Source organism: Streptomyces sp. GB4-14 (genome assembly GCF_022696125.1).
GTDB classification, from domain to species: domain Bacteria; phylum Actinomycetota; class Actinomycetes; order Streptomycetales; family Streptomycetaceae; genus Streptomyces; species Streptomyces werraensis.
Map to the genome: position 1 here is coordinate 5,702,893 of NZ_RZHO01000002.1, position 17,108 is coordinate 5,720,000.

The following is a 17,108-nucleotide window of genomic DNA, read 5'->3' on the forward strand; positions in this document are numbered from 1 at the left end:
TGGACCGACATGAGCGATCACGGTCAGGGTAGTAGCCACTGGTTCGACGACGAGGCCGGACCGGTCGTCCGTCCGTACGCCATGACGCGGGGCCGCACCACCAGTGCGGCCCAGCACCGCCTCGACCTGATCGCCGTGGTCGTCGCGGAGCCGCACGGGGACGACGCGGAGGACGACCCCTCCCTCTCCCCGGAGCACGTCGACATCGTCGGGCTGTGCCGCGACACCCCCCAGACGGTCGCCGAACTCGCCGCCGGGCTCGACCTGCCGGTGGGCGTGGTCCGGGTCCTCGTGGGCGATCTCGTGGACGCGGAATTCGTCCATGTGAACCGGCCGGTACCCCCGGCCGAGCTGCCGGACGAGAGTATTCTGCGCGACGTGATCAACGGCCTCCGGGCGCTGTGACCGGCGCGGAAGCGGGGTAGTGACGTGACAGGCTGGCAGTTCTGGGTCGACCGAGGCGGCACCTTCACCGACATCGTCGCGCGCCGCCCCGACGGCCGGCTGCTCACCCGCAAGGTCCTCTCCGACCGTCCGGACCCGGACCGCTCCGGCCCGCCCGGCGCCGACGCGGCCGTGATCGGCGTCCGCGCGCTGCTGAACGGGTCCGGCGACCCCGTCGACGTCGTCCGCATGGGGACCACCGTCGCCACCAACGCCCTCCTCGAACGCAAGGGCGAGCGCACCCTGCTGGTCGTCACCCGCGGCTTCCGCGACGCCCTGCGGATCGCCTACCAGAACCGCCCGCACATCTTCGCGCGCCGCATCGACCTGCCCTTACCGCTCCACGAGCGGGTCGTCGAGGTGGACGAACGCGTCGCCGCCGACGGCACCGTCCTGCGTGCCCCCGACCTCGGCGCCCTGGAAGGGCCCCTGCGGCAGGCGTACGACGACGGGATCCGGGCCGTCGCCGTGGTCTGCCTGCACAGCGACCGCCACCCCGCCCACGAACAGGCCGTCGGGGAACTCGCCGCCCGCATCGGCTTCCCGCAGATCTCCCTCTCCAGCGAGGTCAGCCCGCTGATGAAGCTGGTGCCGCGCGGGGACACCGCCGTCGTCGACGCCTACCTCTCACCCGTGCTGCGCCGCTACGTGCGCCAGGTCGCCGACGCGCTCGAAGGCGTCACGCTGATGTTCATGCAGTCCAACGGCGGGCTCACCGAGGCACGGCAGTTTCGCGGCAAGGACGCGATCCTGTCCGGACCGGCCGGCGGGATCGTCGGCATGGCCCGCATGTCGCAGCTCGCCGGCTTCGACCGGGTCATCGGCTTCGACATGGGCGGCACCTCCACCGACGTCTCCCACTTCGCCGGCGAGTACGAACGCGTCTTCACCACGCGGATCGCCGGTGTGCGGCTGCGCGCGCCGATGCTCGACATCCACACCGTCGCCGCCGGAGGCGGCTCCGTCCTCCACTTCGACGGCTCCCGCTACCGCGTGGGCCCCGACTCGGCGGGCGCCGACCCCGGCCCCGCCTGCTACCGCCGCGGTGGCCCGCTCGCCGTCACCGACGCCAACGTCATGCTGGGCCGCATCCAACCCGCCCACTTCCCGGCCGTGTTCGGCCCCGGCGGCGACCAGCCGCTCGACGCGGACGTGGTCCGCGCACGCTTCACCGCACTTGCCCGCGAGATCCACGAGAGCACCGGCGACGATCGCACCCCCGAACAGGTCGCCGAGGGGTATCTCCAGATCGCCGTCGCGAACATCGCGGCCGCGGTCAAGCGGATCTCCGTGCAGAAGGGCCACGACATCACGCGGTACGCCCTCACCACCTTCGGCGGGGCGGGCGGCCAGCACGCCTGCATGGTCGCCGACTCCCTCGGCATCCGCACCGTCCTCGTGCCACCCATGGCGGGCGTGCTGTCCGCCCTCGGCATCGGCCTCGCCGACACCACCGCCATGCGTGAACGCTCCGTCGAGGCCCCGCTGGAACCCGCCGCCATGCCCCACGTCCATGCGACCGCCGACGAGCTGGAAGCGGCGGCCCGCGCCGAACTCCTCGCCGAGGACGTGCCCGAGGAGCGCATCGAGGTCGCCCGCCGCGCCCAGCTCCGCTACGACGGCACCGACACCGCCCTCACCGTCGGGCTCACCGACCCGGACACCATGCGGCGCGCCTTCGAGGACCGGCACCGCGCCACCTACTCCTTCACCCTCGACCGTCCGATCGTCGTCGAGGCCCTCTCCGTCGAGGCCACCGGCACCACCGAACCCCCCGATCTCGCCGCCCTCGCCACCTGGTCCGGCCGGCCCGCCGCACCCGTCACCGTCCGCCTCCACACCGGCGGCGCCTGGCGCGACGTCCCCCTCCACCGCCGCGAGGACCTGCCTCCCGGCGAGACCGTCACCGGCCCCGCGATCATCGCCGAGGACGGCTCCACGACCGTCGTCGACGACGGCTGGCGGGCCGCGACCACCCAGGACGGACATCTGGTCATGGAACGCGCGGCCGTCACACGGAGTCCCGACGTCGACACGGAGGTCGACCCGGTCCTGCTGGAGATCTTCAACAACCTCTTCATGTCCATCGCCGAACAGATGGGCGCCCGCCTGGAGTCCACCGCCCAGTCCGTCAACATCAAGGAACGCCTGGACTTCTCCTGCGCCCTCTTCGACCCCGACGGGAACCTGGTGGCCAACGCCCCGCACATCCCCGTCCACCTGGGCTCGATGGGCACCAGCGTCAAGGAGGTCGTCCGACGGCGCGGCACCTCCATGCGTCCCGGCGACACCTACGCCGTCAACGACCCGTACCACGGCGGTACCCACCTGCCGGACGTCACCGTCATCACCCCCGTCTTCGGCACCCCCGAGGAGGGCGCGGAGCCCGAGGTCCTCTTTCACGTCGCCTCCCGCGGCCACCACGCCGAGATCGGCGGCATCGCCCCCGGCTCCATGCCCGCGAACAGCCGCACCATCGACGAGGAGGGCGTCCTCTTCGACAACTGGCTGCTCACCGAGAACGGCCGGTTCCGCGAGGAGGAGACCCTCCGCCTGCTCACCGAGGCGCCACACCCCTCCCGCAACCCCGCGACCAACCTCGCCGACCTGCGCGCCCAGATCGCCGCCAACCACAAGGGCGTCGAAGAGGTCGGCCGCATGATCGACACCTACGGCCTCGACGTCGTCCAGGCCTACATGCGGCACGTCCAGGACAACGCCGAGGAGGCGGTGCGCCGCGTCATCGGCGCACTGGACGAAGGCGAGTACGCCTACGAGACCGACGCGGGCGCAGTCATCCGCGTCAAGGTGGGCGTGGACCGCGCCGCACGCTCCGCGACCATCGACTTCACCGGCACGTCCCCGCAGCTCGCCACCAACTTCAACGCGCCCTTCTCCGTCGTCAACGCGGCTGTCCTGTACGTCTTCCGCACCCTGGTCGCCGACGACATCCCGCTCAACGACGGCTGTCTGCGGCCGCTGCGCATCGTCGTCCCGCCCGGCTCCATGCTGGCGCCCGAACCCCCGGCCGCCGTCGTCGCGGGCAACGTGGAGACCTCACAGGCCGTCACCGGCGCCCTCTACGCGGCGCTGGGCGTCCAGGCCGAGGGGTCCGGCACGATGAACAACGTGACCTTCGGCAACGCCCGCCACCAGTACTACGAGACCGTGGCGTCCGGCTCCGGCGCCGGCGACGGATACGCCGGAGCCTCCGTCGTGCAGACCCACATGACCAACTCCCGGCTCACCGACCCGGAGATCCTGGAGTGGCGGCTGCCGGTCCGGCTCGAGGAGTTCGCCGTGCGCCGGGGCAGCGGCGGCGCCGGACGGTGGCGCGGCGGCGACGGAGCCGTGCGCCGCATCCGCTTCCTGGAGCCCATGACCGTCTCCACGCTGTCCCAGCACCGCAGGGTGCCGCCCTACGGCATGGCGGGCGGCCTCCCCGGAGCGACGGGCGCCAACCGGATCGAGCGCGCCGACGGCACCGTCACCCGGCTCGCCGGCAGCGACTCGGCGGACGTCGGCCCCGGCGACGTCCTCGTCATCGAAACCCCCGGCGGCGGGGGATACGGCCCGCCGCCCGACCACCACCGAGCAGGAGAAGAGACCGATGATCTTCGGGCGTTCTGAGCGCGGCAAGCCCCCGGTCGAGCCCGTCACGCTCAAGATCCTGGTGGCCGGCGGCTTCGGCGTGGGCAAGACCACGCTCGTCGGCGCGGTCAGCGAGATCAGGCCGCTGCGCACCGAGGAACTCCTCACGGAGGCCGGGCGGCCCGTCGACGACACCAGCGGCGTCGAGGCGAAGAGCACCACCACCGTGGCCATGGACTTCGGGCGCATCACCCTGCGCGAGGACCTGGTGCTGTACCTGTTCGGCACGCCCGGCCAGGAGCGGTTCTGGTTCATGTGGGACGAGCTGTCCGAGGGCGCGCTGGGCGCGGTGGTCCTCGCCGACACCCGGCGCCTGGAGGACTGCTTCGCCGCCGTCGACTACTTCGAGCGGCGCGCCATACCGTTCGTGGTGGGCGTCAACTGCTTCGAGGGCTCGGCCCGTTACCCGGAGGACGCGGTACGCCGCGCCCTCGACCTCGACGACGACGTACCGCTGGTGCTGTGCGACGCGCGTGACCGCGAGTCGGTCAAGGAGGTCCTGGTCGGCGTCGTCCAGCACGCCATGACCCAGGCCGCACGGCGGCGCAGCGCGGTCGCCACCTGAGAGCGGCGAGGGTACGCGGCCCGTGCCCCCGCCGACCGGGGCACAGGCCGCCGCACGAAGGACCGGCCACCATGCGCGTGGCTCAGTCCTCGCCCTCCTCGACCCAGCCGAGGCTCTTCTCCACCGCCTTGCGCCAGTTGCGGTACTCACGGTCCCGCACGGACGTCTCCATGGCGGGCGTCCACTCGGCGTCCTTCTGCCAGTGCGACTTCAGCTCGTCCAGGCCGTTCCACACGCCCGTGGCGAGCCCGGCCGCATAGGCGGCGCCCAGACAGGTCGTCTCCGACACCCGGGGCCTGATCACCGGCACGTCGAGCACGTCCGCCTGGTGCTGCATCAGCAGGCCGTTCCTCGTCATGCCGCCGTCGACCTTCAGGGTGGTGATGCGCACCCCGGAGTCCTGGTACATGGCGTCGACGACCTCACGCGTCTGCCAGCTCGTCGCCTCCAGCACCGCCCGCGCCAGGTGCGCCTTGGTGACGTAACGGGTCAGGCCCGTGACCACACCGCGCGCGTCGGAGCGCCAGTACGGGGCGAAGAGGCCGGAGAACGCGGGCACGATGTACGCGCCGCCGTTGTCCTCCACACTCGCCGCGAGCGGCTCGATCTCGTCCGCGGTACGGATGATGCCGAGCTGGTCGCGGAACCACTGCACCAGGGCGCCCGTGAGGGCGATCGACCCCTCCAGGCAGTACACGGGCGCCTCGCCGCCGATCTTGTAGCCCATGGTGGTGAGCAGCCCGTGCTTCGACGGCACGGGCCGGTCCCCGGTGTTGAGCAGCAGGAAACTGCCGGTGCCATAGGTGTTCTTGGCGGAGCCGACGTCGTAGCAGGCCTGTCCGAAGACCGCGGCCTGCTGGTCGCCCAGCGCGGAGGCGACCGGCACCCCGGAGAGCTGGCCGACGGCGGTGCCGTAGACCTCGGCGGAGGACCTGATCTCCGGGAGCACCGCCTCCGGGACGTTCATCGCGGCGAGGACGGTCGGGTCCCACTGGAGGGTCTCCAGGTTCATCAGCATCGTCCGTCCGGCGTTGGTCACGTCGGTGACGTGCCGTCCGCCGTCGGTGCCGCCGGTGAGGTTCCAGATCAGCCAGGAGTCGATGGTGCCGAAGGCTATCTCGCCGTTCTCCGCGCGGGCCCGCAGCCCGGGCACGTTGTCCAGCAGCCAGGCCACCTTGGGCCCGGAGAAGTAGCTGGCCAGCGGCAGACCCGTGCGGTCGCGGAACCGGTCCTGCCCGTCGGAGCCGCCGAGCTGCGCGCACAGCCCGGCGGTCCTGGTGTCCTGCCACACGACGGCGTTGTGCACGGGCTTGCCCGTGGACCGGTCCCACAGGACCGTCGTCTCACGCTGGTTGGTGATGCCCAGCGCGCTGAGCTGGTCGGCGCGCAGGCCCGCCTTGGCGAGCGCGCCGGCCACCACGGCCTGCACCTTGGACCAGATCTCCGTGGCGTCGTGCTCCACCCAGCCCGGTTTCGGGAAGATCTGGCGGTGCTCCCGCTGATCGACGGCGACGATCGCGCCGAGCTGGTCGAAGACGATGCAACGGCTGGAGGTGGTGCCCTGGTCGATCGCGGCGACGAACTTGTCCGTCATGACGTCCCCTTCGTCGGGCTTGCGGAGTCAGAAGGCTGCGTTGAACACGAGCCCGGACAGGGCCCCGCCGATGAGCGGCCCCACGACGGGGACCCAGGCGTACCCCCAGTCCGAGGTGCCCTTGCGGGGGATCGGGAGCAGCGCGTGCACGATGCGCGGGCCGAGGTCACGGGCCGGGTTGATGGCGTATCCGGTGGGGCCGCCGAGCGACAGGCCGATGCCGACGACCAGGAACGACACGATGAGGATCGCGGTGCCCGACTCGCCGAGCCCCTCGGTGAGCCCGAAGGCCAGGATCGGCAGGACCAGTCCCATGGTCGCGATGATCTCGGTGACGAGGTTGGCGACCGGGCGGCGGATCGCCGGGGTGGTGGAGAAGACGCCGAGCGTCGGCTGGGAGATGTCCTCCTCGGCGTTGGCCTCGAACTGTGCGTAGTAGACCAGCCAGCAGAGCACGGCGCCGAGCATGGCGCCGACCATCTGCCCGGCCACGTAGACGGGTACCTTGTCCCACTCGCCGGTGTCCATGGCGATCCCGAGGGTGACCGCCGGGTTGAGGTGGCCCCCGGACAGCGGGGCCGCGGTGTACGCCCCGGCCATCACGCCGAAGCCCCAGCCGAACGCGATGACCACCCAGCCGGCGTCCTTCGCCTTGGAGTAGTTGAGGACGACGGCGGCGACCACGCCGGCGCCGAAGAGAATGAGGATGGCGGTGCCGATGACCTCGCCGACGAATATGTCTCCGTTGCTCATGGCGGCTCCTGGGCCGGGGCCCAGGACGGTCGGCCCCGGACCTCACGTGCAGGGTGCGTTTCCCGTGGCGACTTCAGCCGAAGGCAGGGAGGATCCGCGCCCCGCCCGGCGTCCGTGACGAGCGTGCCGTCGCAGCCGCATCGCCCCGTGGGGGAGTCCTGGCGTCGGTGCGACGCCTGCCGTGGCGCGCCGAAATGCGCCGAGATGTACGGCGATGTCGACTGACACCGGAAGTGTTCACCGGCGGTCAGGAAGCGTCAAGGTCGGTGACAGAACGGGTCGGGGCGCCTGCTTCCGCGCGGCGGTCCCCGTCTGATAGATGCAGGGGACATGACACGTTCTCCCCGCGCGGTACGCGCCCTGGTCACCACTCTCGTCGCCCTGCTCACCGCGACTGCGGCGGCCGCACCCGCCCGGGCGACGCCCGAACCCAAGGCGCCCCGCGACTTCGTGGCCCTGCACAGCGTCGACCCGACGATCCTGCACGAGATCCGCTACGTCACCCCGCACAACTTCGTCGGCGAGCGCATCGACGGCTATCGGCAGCCCCTGTGCATCCTCACCCGACCCGCCGCCGAGGCCCTCCGCGTCGCCCAGCGCCGGCTGCTGCCGCAGGGCTACTCCCTCAAGGTGTACGACTGCTACCGCCCTCAACGCGCCGTGGACCACTTCGTCCGCTGGGCCGAGGACCTCGACGACCAGACCATGAAGGCCGAGTTCTACCCGAACGTCGACAAGACCCGCCTGTTCGCCGACGGGTACATCGCGGAGAAGTCGGGCCACAGCCGCGGCTCCACGGTCGACCTCACCCTGGTGAAGCTCCCCGCCCACCCCACTCGCCCCTACCGCCCGGGCGAACCGCTCACCCCCTGCTTCGCGCCCCGGGACGAGCGGTTCCCCGACAACTCCGTGGACATGGGCACCGGTTACGACTGCTTCGACACCCTCAGCCACACCCTCGACCCGCGCATCACGGGAGAGCAGCGCGCCAACCGGATGCTGCTCAAGAACACCCTGGAGGACCTCGGCTTCGTGAACCTCGCCGAGGAGTGGTGGCACTACACCTTCAAGCCCGAGGCCTACCCGGACACCTACTTCGACTTCCCCGTGGCCCGCAGCTCCCTCGCCGGCCACCGCTGGACCGCCCTGCCGACAGACGCCCCTTCCGCCATCGGATACAGTCCCGCGCGTGTCCGATAATCACGTTCCCAACTCCGCGGCGGGCAGCCACTGTTCGACCTGCGGCGCGCCCTACGGAGAGGGCGTCTCCGGCTGGCCGCGCACCTGCCCCGCCTGCGGCGCCGTCGCCTACCGCAACCCGCTCCCCGTCGCCGTGGCCCTCCAGCCCGTGTACGACACCCAGGGCACCGCCCTGGTCGTCGTCACCCGGGCGATCCCGCCCGCCAAGGGCGGCACCGCCCTGCCCGGCGGCTACATCGACCACGGCGAGGACTGGCGCCAGGCCGTCGTCCGCGAACTCAAGGAGGAGACCGGCCTCGACGCGGAGAGCCGCGACGTCCGGCTCGTCGACGCCATGAGCGCCCCCGACGGCCACCTGCTGCTGTTCGGCCTGCTCCCCGAACGCCCCGCGGCCGATCTGCCCGCCTCCGCGCCCACCGACGAGACCGAGGGCACACACCTGCTGCGCCGCCCGGAGGAACTCGACTTCCCCCTGCACACCCTGGCGGTGCGCGCCTTCTTCGAGGGCCGCTACATCTGACCGCCCGGCCCGTCGAGCCCGCGGACGCGTACCGGCCGGGACGGCTCCTCCACGCCGTCCTCCGTCTCCCGCCGAACGACGACCCGCGGGCCCGAGCGGGTCACCGAGTACCGCTCGGCCTCCGGCCCCTCCCCGCCGTCCCCGCCGCCCGGCACCACCAGCCCGCCCCCGCTCCGGCCCGGGGCGGGCGCCCACACCTCCAGCTCGGTCCCGCCGTCCTCCCCGCGCACCGGCAGCACCGCGCCCGCCCGCGCGAACACGGGTATCCGCTCCAGCGGGGCGTCGACCAGCACCTTCGCCGGCCCTTCGTACGCCCGCCCCGTCGCCGTGTCGTACCACCGCCCGCGCGGCAGCCGCACCTCCCGCCGGACCGCGCCCGGCTCCAGCACCGGCGCCACCAGCAGCGCGTCACCCAGCAGGAACGCGTCCTCGCAGTCCCGCAACTCCCGCTCCTCCGGCGCCGGCCACCACACCGGCCGCACCATCGGCGCCCCGGTCCGCCGCGCGAGGTGCGCCAGCGTCACGAAGTACGGCAGCAGCCGCCGCCGTTCGCCCAGCGCCACGCGCGTGTGTCCCAGCACCACCGCGCCGTGCTCCCACGGCCCGCCGTCCGCCCGACCCACGGCGCCCGTGCGCAGCAACGGCAGATACGCGGCCAACTGCAGTCGCCGCACGTACAGTTCAGCACCTTCCCCGCCGACGCCCACGACGTCCGGCCCGGAGAACGGCACACCGCACAGCCCGAGCCCCAACACCCTCGCGAGCGACGCCCGCAGCCCGGACCACCCCGCGGCGCCCTCGCCGCACCACACCCCGCCGTACCGCTGCTGCCCCGCCCACACGGACGGTGACAGCACCAACGGCCCCTCGTCGGCGGGTACTTCGTCCCGTAGCTCTTCGTACGCCGCCCGGGCCAGGCCCAGAGCATCCACGCGCCCGACCGGGACGGAGGCGTGGGCCGTGTGCCACACCCCCACGACACCCTGCGCCGCCAGACCCGCGTACCGCACGCGCGCGTCGGTGAGATCCGGAAACACCCCCTCGTGGCACCGGTCCTCCGCGCGCACCGCGGACGGCACCACCGACACCAGCCGTATCCCCTCCCGCCGCATCTCGTCCGCGAGCACCGGCAGTTTCGGAAAGCGGTCCTGGTCGACGGTGAACGCGCGGCCGCCGTCCAGATGCCCGTGCCCCAGATGCACCGCGTCCAGCGGCAGCCCCCGCTCCTGGTGACCGGTGACCACCCGCCGCACCTCGTCCTCGCCGCCGGCGCCCTCCCGCACATGGTGGTGGCCGAACGCCCACGCGGGCGGCAGCGCGGGCGCCCCGGTCAGCGACGCCCACGTGAGCAGGACCCGGGCCGGCGTGCCCACCATCACCCAGCCGCGTACCGGACCGCCCTCCATGCGCAGCTCGCTCGTGCCCGCCCGGTCGTGCCCGGAACCGGCGCCCTCCGCCCCCTCGCGCAGCGTCAGCGTGCCGTCCCACGGGTTGTCGACGAACAGCAGATGCGTGCCCGCGTCGGCCACCACCAGCTGCACGGGCATCGTCACCGGCGCCGCGCTCCCCGTCCCCGAGACGCCGTTCCCCGGCCGCGGGCCCTCCGCCCGGCCGCCCGGGCCGAAGAAGCGGGCGTCCGCCGGCACCTCCGACCGCTGCATCCACCGCGCAGGGCCCCCGCCCTCCGCCTCCCACCACCGCGGCGGCAGATCCCGCCGCAACGTCACACCCCCGGGCGTGAGCACCTCCAGCGCCCCGTGCCGTGACACCGCGACCGTCACCCGCTCGGCCACCACACGCCAGCCGCCGTCCGTGTCCGGCTCCAGCTCGGCCCGCGGATCCGGCTCCGGACACGCACCGGCCAGCGCGTACGACGGCTCCGGACCCGCCCCGTCCCACCCCCAGAACACCGCGCCGTTCACCGCGACCAGGATCCGCAGCTCCGAGCGGGCGAACCGGAGCACACCCCCGCCGGGACCCGGCTCCACCTCCCTCACGGTCCCCGGCACCCGCGCCCGCACCCGCGGCCCCGGCCCGGTGGCGTCCGCACCCCGCCTGCGCCACGCTGCTCGTACGGTACGCAACCCCCGTGCCGCTCCCGCCACACCGACCGACCACCACGAACGCACCAGGTCACGACCGTTCATGTTGCACACCCTGCCATCGACCGCGCCCCGCAAGCGTGGCGTTCAACTCCCGTTAACCCGTGATCGGACCACATCTTCACGACAGGGACTATGTGGGGGGCACCCTGGTGCAGAAGTCGATCACGTGGCATCGTCCCTGTCAGCCGCGTCACGCGCACACCCCAGCCCGTGCGCGGAGGACGCACACGACGCGCACAGTCCGGGAGCCGCCCCATGTCGACCGTGAACCCTCAGCCGCTCTGGGAGCCGACAGCGGAACGTATCGCCGAGGCCCGCATCACCCGGTTCCAGGCCTGGGCCGCCGAACACCACGGCGCCCCCGCCGACGGCGGCTACGCGGCACTCCACCGGTGGTCCGTCGAGGAGCTGGAGACCTTCTGGAAAGCGGTCACCGAGTGGTTCGACATCCGCTTCACCACGCCGTACGAGCGCGTCCTCGGCGACCGCTCGATGCCCGGCGCCCGGTGGTTCCCCGGAGCGACCCTCAACTACGCCGAGCACGCCCTGCGCGCCGCCGACTCCCGTGCGGACGAGCCGGCCCTGCTCCATGTGGACGAGACCCACGACCCCCGCCCCGTCACCTGGAGCGAACTGCGTCGCCAGGTCGGCTCCCTCGCCGCCGAACTGCGTGCCCTCGGCGTACGCCCCGGCGACCGCGTCAGCGGCTACCTGCCCAACATCCCCGAGGCCGTCGTCGCCCTCCTCGCCACCGCGGCCGTCGGCGGCGTGTGGACCTCCTGCGCCCCCGACTTCGGCGCCCGCAGCGTCCTCGACCGCTTCCAGCAGGTCGAACCGGTCGTCCTGTTCACCGTCGACGGCTACCGCTACGGCGGCAAGGAACACGACCGCCGCGGGATCGTCGCCGAACTCCGCCGTGAACTGCCCACCCTGCGCGCCGTCGTGCACATCCCGCTGCTCGGCACCGACGCCCCCGACGGCGCCCTGGAGTGGTCCGCCCTCACCGCCGCCGACACCGCACCGGTCTTCGAGCAGGTGCCCTTCGACCACCCCCTGTGGGTGCTCTACTCCTCCGGCACCACCGGACTGCCCAAGGCCATCGTCCAGTCGCAGGGCGGCATCGTCGTCGAGCACCTCAAGCAGCTCGGCCTGCACTGCGACCTCGGCCCCGAGGACCGCTTCTTCTGGTACACCTCCACCGGCTGGATGATGTGGAACTTCCTCGTCTCCGGCCTCCTCACCGGCACCACCGTCGTCCTCTACGACGGCAGCCCCGGCCACCCGGACACCGGGGCCCAGTGGCGCATCGCCGAACGCACCGGCGCCACCCTCTACGGCACCTCCGCCGCGTACGTCATGGCCTGCCGCAAGGCCGGCGTCCACCCGTCGCGCGACCACGACCTGTCCGCCGTGAAGTGCGTGGCCACCACCGGCTCCCCGCTGCCGCCCGACGGCTTCCGCTGGCTGCACGACGAGGTCCGCCACGACCTGTGGATCGCCTCCGTCAGCGGCGGCACCGACGTCTGCTCCTGCTTCGCCGGAGCCGTCCCCACCCTCCCCGTCCACGTCGGCGAGCTCCAGGCCCCTTGCCTCGGCACCGACCTGCAGTCCTGGGACCCCGCCGGCAAGCCCCTCACCGACGAGGTCGGCGAACTCGTGGTCGCCAACCCCATGCCGTCCATGCCGATCCGCTTCTGGAACGACCCCGACGGCAGCCGGTACCACGACAGCTACTTCGACACCTACCCCGGCGTCTGGCGCCATGGCGACTGGATCACCCTCACCTCGCGCGGTTCCGTGGTCATCCACGGCCGCTCCGACTCCACCCTCAACCGCCAGGGCGTCCGCATGGGCTCCGCCGACATCTACGAGGCCGTCGAACGCCTCCCCGAGATCAGGGAGTCCCTGGTCGTCGGCATCGAACAGCCCGACGGCGGCTACTGGATGCCGCTCTTCGTCCACCTGGCGCCCGGCGCCACCCTCGACGACGAACTCACCGACCGCATCAGGAAGACCATCCGCACCCAGCTCTCGCCCCGGCACGTCCCCGACGAGATCATCGAGGTGCCCGGCATCCCGCACACCCTCACCGGCAAGCGCATCGAGGTCCCGGTCAAGCGACTCCTCCAGGGCACCCCCCTGGAGAAGGCCGTCAACCCCGGCTCCATCGACAACCTCGACCTGCTCGCCCACTACCAGGAGCTGGCCCGCACCCGCCCCTGACCGGCCCGCGCCCCCTCTCCTCCTCCGCACCCGATGTCAGTGCCGCCGATTACGGTGAGTGAGCATTGATCGACCGTGCAGAGGGGGAGACATGGCGTACACCGACCAGCGGACCCTGCGACGCGTCCTGCGCCGCGAGATCGTGGGCACCATCGGCGTGCTCACCGACGAACACGACTTCCGCGCCATGCGGCGCTACGACAGCTTCGTCTTCGACGACCACGCCACCTACCTGAAACACGTCGAGGCCGTGCTGCGCGCCCGCGCCCTCCAGGGCAGCCACACCACGGTGGCCCTCTTCGACCCCGAGGAGTACGCCGACTGGTGCGCGCAGCACGGCCTCGACCCCGACAGCCACCTCAGCCGCACCCGGTTCACCGCCGAGCGCGCAGCCACCGGACCCGCCGTCCCCTACGACGGCCGGCCCCTGTCCGACCTCATGACCACCCTCGTCGACGAGGCGGTCCGCCGCGCCACCTGGGAGTACGCCACGACGCTCCTCGCCCGACTCGGCCCCTGCGCCTCCTGCGGCGAGGACCTCGGACACGCGGCCTTCACCCGCGCCTCCCGCCTCGTCTCCCGCATCCTCGACAGCGCGCCACCGGGCGACCGCCATCTCGTCTGCAGCGTCTCCGGACCACCCGAATCCCTGGTCGCCGTGCTGCACGCCGACGGCACCGACGACGGCGTCCGCATCGACGAGACCGAAGCCCTCGAGTTCACCACCGTCCTGGCCGTCGGCCTCGCCACCGCCAACCCCGGCGGCCTGGTGATGCGCACCAGCACCCCGGGCGCACCCGACCGCATCCACGGCTGGCGCATCCGCGGCCACGGACTCGTCCCCCTCACCGCGGGAGAGGTCTTCGACGCCTACTGCACCGACACCGAGACCGGCGAGATCATCCCGCCCGAGTCCAACGTCGACTACTGCGCGTCACCCGACCTCACGGACGCCGATCCCGGCCCGGACCACCGCCACTGACCGCGCTCGGCAAGAGCGGACAGCCCGAGGGGCGCCCCACCGAAGTGGAGCGCCCCTCAGGACACAGTGTTGCGGGGGCCCTGCGGGAACTACTCGCCCGACAGCACCGCCTGCGCCGCACTCCGCGCCTCGTCCGCGCTGTCCGAGGCCCTGGCGGCAGCGGCCGCCCGCTCGCACTGCGCCAGCGTGAACTTCGCCAGCTGCGCCCGCACATAGGGAATGGACGCCGCACCCATCGAGAGAGAGGTGACGCCCAGCCCCGTCAGCACACAGGCCAGCAGCGGGTCCGACGCGGCCTCACCGCACACACCGCAGCTCTTGCCCTCGGCGCGCGCCGCCTCGGCGGACAGCGCCACCAGGTCGAGCAGCGCCGGCTGCCACGGATCCTGCAGCCGGGAGACCGCACCCACCTGACGATCCGCGGCGAACGTGTACTGCGCGAGGTCGTTCGTGCCCAGCGACAGGAACTCCACCTCCTGCAGCACCGAACGCGCGCGCAGCGCCGCCGACGGGATCTCGACCATCGCGCCGTACTTGGCCCGCAGCCCCGCCTCGCGGCACGCGTCCGCGAACGCCTTCGCGTCGGCCCGGTCCGCCACCATCGGGGCCATCACCTCGAGGTGGACCGGCTGCCCCTCCGCGGCCTTGGCCAGCGCCGTCAGCTGGGTGCGCAGCACCTCCGGGTGGTCGAGCAGGGTCCGCAGACCCCGCACGCCCAGCGCCGGGTTCGGCTCGTCGCCGGGGGTGAGGAAGTCCAGCGGCTTGTCCGCGCCCGCGTCCAGCACACGCACCACGACACGCCCCTCGGGGAACGCCTCCAGCACCTGCCGGTACGCCTCGACCTGCTTCTCCTCGGACGGAGCGTTCTTGCTGTCGTCCAGGAACAGGAACTCGGTGCGGAACAGACCGACGCCCTCGGCCCCCGCCTCGACCGCCGCCGGGACATCCGCCGGTCCGCCGATGTTCGCCAGCAGCGGCACCTTGTGCCCGTCGGCCGTCGCGCCGGGGCCGGTCGCCGCCGCGAGAGCGGCCTTCCGCTCGGCCGCCGCGGCCTCCAGAGCGGCGCGACGCTCCTCGGTCGGGTCCACGAAGATCTCGCCCGAGCTGCCGTCGACCGCTATCAGCGTGCCCTCGGCGATTTCACCGGCCCCCGGCAGGGCCACGACCGCCGGCACGCCCAGGGCACGCGCCAGGATCGCGCTGTGACTGGTGGGCCCGCCCTCCTCGGTCACGAAACCGAGCACCAGCGTGGGGTCCAGCAGCGCCGTGTCAGCCGGCGCGAGATCCCGCGCGACCAGCACGTACGGCTCGTCGCTGTCCGGCACACCCGGCATCGGCACGCCGAGCAGCCGCGCCACGATGCGGTTGCGCACGTCGTCCAGGTCTGCGACCCGGCCCGCCAGGTACTCGCCCGCGTTCGCCAGCAGCTCGCGGTACGCGGCGAACGCGTCGTAGACCGCGCGCTCGGCGGAGCTGCCCACGGCGACGCGCCGGTCCACGTCGGCCATCAGCTCCGGGTCCTGCGCCATCAGGGCCTGCGCCTCGAGCACCGCCTGCGCCTCGCCGCCGGCGAGGTTCCCGCGCGCGGTCAGATCGGCCGCGACCGCCTCGACGGCCTGACGGGCGCGCTGCTGCTCGCGCTCCGCCTCCTCCGCCGGGATCTGCTTGGCCGGCGGCTCCAGCACCGCCGTGCCCATGTGCCGTACCTCGCCGATCGCCACCCCGTGGCTCACGCCGACGCCTCGCAGCGTTGTCTCCATCTCACCCGTCTCCGGTAAAGCGGCGGGTCGCGCCGCAGCATCCGATGTTCTGTGCCGTCGCCCTGTGCCGTCACGGGGACGGCGTCACGTCACTTCCAGAGGAAGAGCGCGTCGCCCGCCTTCACGTCGCCCTCTTCACGGAGCTCGGAGAGGGCGTCCGCCGTGGCCTCCAGCGCCACGACCGGGCACACGGGGGACTTGCCGGCGGCCTCGACGGCGGCCGGGTTCCAGCGCACGATGCTCTGTCCGCGCGTGACGGTGTCGCCCTTGTTGACGAGCAGCTCGAAGCCCTCGCCGTTGAGCTGGACGGTGTCGATGCCGAGGTGGGTGAGCACACCGTGCCCGTTCTCGTCGACGACGACGAACGCGTGCGGGTGCAGAGAGACGATCACGCCGTCGACGGGGGAGACGGCCTCGGAAGGCTCCCGCACGGGGTCGATCGCGGTGCCCGGGCCGACCATGGCGCCGGAGAAGACGGGATCGGGCACGGAGGCCAGTCCGATGGCCCGTCCTGCAAGCGGGGACGTCACGGTGGTCATGGGAGTCCTCCCAAGAGATGGAGATCGGTACGAGCGCCGTCACTGGCTGTCTCCGGCGTGCTGTTCAGCAGGGTATGTCATGAGACGTACCGATTCCGGGGACAGATCCAGATCCGTGGTCCAGACAAGAGGTCTAGACCACCCACCCTAATGGATTTGCATGCGGTCTGCGACCCCGTGTACAGTCTTAGACCTGCCTGGGGATGAGGGATGCGGACACGCATCCAGGACCCGGCAGCAATCCAACTCGTCAGATCCTAACTTCGGATCTCCTTCCGCATGTCCGCGGAACGGTGGTCAGAGGGCCGGAAAAACACTGATAGAGTCGGAAACGCAAGACCGAAGGGAAGCGCCCGGAGGAAAGCCCGAGAGGGTGAGTACAAAGGAAGCGTCCGTTCCTTGAGAACTCAACAGCGTGCCAAAAGTCAACGCCAGATATGTTGATACCCCGTCCATCCGGTTCGGATGGTCGAGGTTCCTTTGAAGAAAACACAGCGAGGACGCTGTGAACGTCGGGACTATTCCTCCCGATGTTCCGCTCTCGTGATGTGTGCACCCGATCACGGGTAAACATTCACGGAGAGTTTGATCCTGGCTCAGGACGAACGCTGGCGGCGTGCTTAACACATGCAAGTCGAACGATGAACCTCCTTCGGGAGGGGATTAGTGGCGAACGGGTGAGTAACACGTGGGCAATCTGCCCTGCACTCTGGGACAAGCCCTGGAAACGGGGTCTAATACCGGATACTGATCATCTTGGGCATCCTTGGTG

At 72.0% G+C, this 17,108-nt stretch carries 12 protein-coding genes and 1 rRNA gene (1 of these 13 running past the window's edge); 8 read left to right on the forward strand and 5 right to left on the reverse strand.

Annotated features, from left to right (window positions below; genetic code table 11):
- The first annotated feature begins 9 nt into the window (after positions 1-9).
- The 3 genes from ELQ39_RS27300 to ELQ39_RS27310 are packed head-to-tail and all read left to right on the forward strand — an operon-like array spanning position 10 to position 4,660.
- Positions 10-405 carry a DUF742 domain-containing protein gene (locus ELQ39_RS27300; RefSeq protein ID WP_190004297.1) on the forward strand — a complete coding sequence of 132 codons (396 nt, stop codon included), beginning with the start codon at positions 10-12 and terminating at the stop codon, positions 403-405.
- Between the two features lie 24 nt (positions 406-429).
- Positions 430-4,074 (forward strand): hydantoinase B/oxoprolinase family protein, encoded by a 3,645-nt coding sequence (locus ELQ39_RS27305; RefSeq protein WP_242594454.1) that lies wholly within the window; start codon positions 430-432, stop codon positions 4,072-4,074.
- Positions 4,055-4,660 (forward strand): GTP-binding protein, encoded by a 606-nt coding sequence (locus tag ELQ39_RS27310; RefSeq protein WP_190004299.1) that lies wholly within the window; start codon positions 4,055-4,057, stop codon positions 4,658-4,660. The genes ELQ39_RS27305 and ELQ39_RS27310 overlap by 20 nt, the downstream gene beginning before the upstream one ends.
- A gap of 82 nt (positions 4,661-4,742) precedes the next feature.
- On the opposite strand, the gene glpK is transcribed toward ELQ39_RS27310, so the two are convergent.
- Positions 4,743-6,254 (reverse strand): glycerol kinase GlpK, encoded by a 1,512-nt coding sequence (glpK, locus tag ELQ39_RS27315; RefSeq protein WP_242594456.1) that lies wholly within the window; start codon positions 6,252-6,254, stop codon positions 4,743-4,745.
- A gap of 27 nt (positions 6,255-6,281) precedes the next feature.
- Positions 6,282-7,007, reverse strand: a complete 726-nt coding sequence (locus ELQ39_RS27320; RefSeq protein ID WP_190004300.1) for an MIP/aquaporin family protein — start codon at positions 7,005-7,007, stop codon at positions 6,282-6,284.
- 330 nt (positions 7,008-7,337) lie between these two features.
- Between ELQ39_RS27320 and ELQ39_RS27325 the strand changes: the two genes are divergently transcribed.
- Positions 7,338-8,207 (forward strand): M15 family metallopeptidase, encoded by an 870-nt coding sequence (locus ELQ39_RS27325; RefSeq protein ID WP_242594459.1) that lies wholly within the window; start codon positions 7,338-7,340, stop codon positions 8,205-8,207.
- Positions 8,197-8,727: an NUDIX domain-containing protein gene (locus ELQ39_RS27330; protein WP_242594462.1), complete on the forward strand. Its 531-nt coding sequence runs from the start codon at positions 8,197-8,199 to the stop codon at positions 8,725-8,727. The genes ELQ39_RS27325 and ELQ39_RS27330 overlap by 11 nt, the downstream gene beginning before the upstream one ends.
- Here ELQ39_RS27330 and ELQ39_RS27335 read toward each other — a convergent pair.
- Positions 8,718-10,874: a glycoside hydrolase family 31 protein gene (locus ELQ39_RS27335; RefSeq protein ID WP_242594464.1), complete on the reverse strand. Its 2,157-nt coding sequence runs from the start codon at positions 10,872-10,874 to the stop codon at positions 8,718-8,720. The two genes, ELQ39_RS27330 and ELQ39_RS27335, sit on opposite strands and share 10 nt — an antisense overlap.
- A 213-nt stretch (positions 10,875-11,087) precedes the next feature.
- Here ELQ39_RS27335 and ELQ39_RS27340 point away from each other — a divergent pair, with 213 nt between their 5' ends.
- Positions 11,088-13,055 carry an acetoacetate--CoA ligase gene (locus ELQ39_RS27340; RefSeq protein WP_242594466.1) on the forward strand — a complete coding sequence of 656 codons (1,968 nt, stop codon included), beginning with the start codon at positions 11,088-11,090 and terminating at the stop codon, positions 13,053-13,055.
- Between the two features lie 91 nt (positions 13,056-13,146).
- Positions 13,147-14,037, forward strand: coding sequence for a hypothetical protein (locus ELQ39_RS27345; RefSeq protein WP_242594468.1), 891 nt, complete (start codon positions 13,147-13,149; stop codon positions 14,035-14,037).
- Positions 14,038-14,126: 89 nt separating this feature from the next.
- On the opposite strand, the gene ptsP is transcribed toward ELQ39_RS27345, so the two are convergent.
- Positions 14,127-15,797: a phosphoenolpyruvate--protein phosphotransferase gene (gene ptsP / locus ELQ39_RS27350; protein ID WP_242594469.1), complete on the reverse strand. Its 1,671-nt coding sequence runs from the start codon at positions 15,795-15,797 to the stop codon at positions 14,127-14,129.
- Positions 15,798-15,886: 89 nt separating this feature from the next.
- The gene (locus ELQ39_RS27355; RefSeq protein ID WP_190004307.1) at positions 15,887-16,336 is read right to left on the reverse strand and encodes a PTS sugar transporter subunit IIA; all 450 of its coding nucleotides are present in this window, start codon (positions 16,334-16,336) and stop codon (positions 15,887-15,889) included.
- Positions 16,337-16,909: 573 nt separating this feature from the next.
- On the opposite strand from ELQ39_RS27355, the gene ELQ39_RS27360 reads away from it, so the two are divergent.
- A 16S ribosomal RNA gene (locus ELQ39_RS27360) occupies positions 16,910-17,108 on the forward strand; it runs 1,329 nt beyond the window's last position.

Bases quoted from the DNA above. Each gene is read 5' to 3' on its own strand.
- ELQ39_RS27300 (WP_190004297.1), top strand. From the start codon at position 10: ATGAGCGATCACGGTCAGGGTAGTAGCCACTGGTTCGACGACGAGGCC.
- ELQ39_RS27310 (WP_190004299.1), top strand. From the start codon at position 4,055: ATGATCTTCGGGCGTTCTGAGCGCGGCAAGCCCCCGGTCGAGCCCGTC.
- glpK (WP_242594456.1), bottom strand. From the start codon at position 6,254: ATGACGGACAAGTTCGTCGCCGCGATCGACCAGGGCACCACCTCCAGC.
- ELQ39_RS27320 (WP_190004300.1), bottom strand. From the start codon at position 7,007: ATGAGCAACGGAGACATATTCGTCGGCGAGGTCATCGGCACCGCCATC.
- ELQ39_RS27325 (WP_242594459.1), top strand. From the start codon at position 7,338: ATGACACGTTCTCCCCGCGCGGTACGCGCCCTGGTCACCACTCTCGTC.
- ELQ39_RS27335 (WP_242594464.1), bottom strand. From the start codon at position 10,874: ATGAACGGTCGTGACCTGGTGCGTTCGTGGTGGTCGGTCGGTGTGGCG.
- ELQ39_RS27340 (WP_242594466.1), top strand. From the start codon at position 11,088: ATGTCGACCGTGAACCCTCAGCCGCTCTGGGAGCCGACAGCGGAACGT.
- ELQ39_RS27345 (WP_242594468.1), top strand. From the start codon at position 13,147: ATGGCGTACACCGACCAGCGGACCCTGCGACGCGTCCTGCGCCGCGAG.
- ptsP (WP_242594469.1), bottom strand. From the start codon at position 15,797: ATGGAGACAACGCTGCGAGGCGTCGGCGTGAGCCACGGGGTGGCGATC.
- ELQ39_RS27355 (WP_190004307.1), bottom strand. From the start codon at position 16,336: ATGACCACCGTGACGTCCCCGCTTGCAGGACGGGCCATCGGACTGGCC.